Here is a 526-nt window from a genome sequence, read left to right on the forward strand (position 1 = left end):
TGGGTTGGTTTTTTGGCTGTTTGTGTTTTTTTGTTTTGTTTGTTGTTTGGTTTGTTGTTTGGTGTTTTGGTTGGTGGTTTGGGTTGTTTTTTTTTTTGTGGTGGGCGTTGGCGTTCGTTGTTTGTTTTTTTGGGGGCCGTTTGATGGTATTTTTAGTTTGTTGTGGGTTGGTGGGTTGTGGTGGTTTTTTGGTTGTGATGGTGTTTTGTTTTTGTTGGTGTTTTGTTTGGGGTGTTGTTTGGGTGGTTTTTGGGGGGGGTTGGTTGTTTTTGGGTTTGTTTGGTTTTTTGTTTTTGTTTGTGGTTTGTTCTTGCATTTTGTGGTATGCGTGGGTTTGGTTTTTTGGTGTTTGTTGTGGTGTTTTTGGTTTGGTTGTGGGTGGGTTGTTTGGTTTTGGGTTTGTGCCTAGTAGTTGTTCGCTTTGTTGGGGCTTGGTTTTTTTGTGTTTTCTTTGTTTGGTTGAGTTTGCTGCTGAATGTGGGTCGTTGATTCGTTGTGTGGGGGGTGCGCGGTTGCGTCGTGGGGG

General features: G+C 42.8%; 1 protein-coding gene. It reads right to left on the minus strand.

Features of this window, described 5'->3' with window-relative positions:
* Positions 1–316: hypothetical protein (locus ACTHUR_RS17965; RefSeq protein ID WP_440400101.1), on the minus strand; the 316-nt coding region annotated here is incomplete at its 3' end.
* Between the last annotated feature and the right edge of the window lie 210 nt (positions 317–526).

The sequence above is a fragment of the Neisseria sp. P0021.S007 genome, from assembly GCF_051956855.1.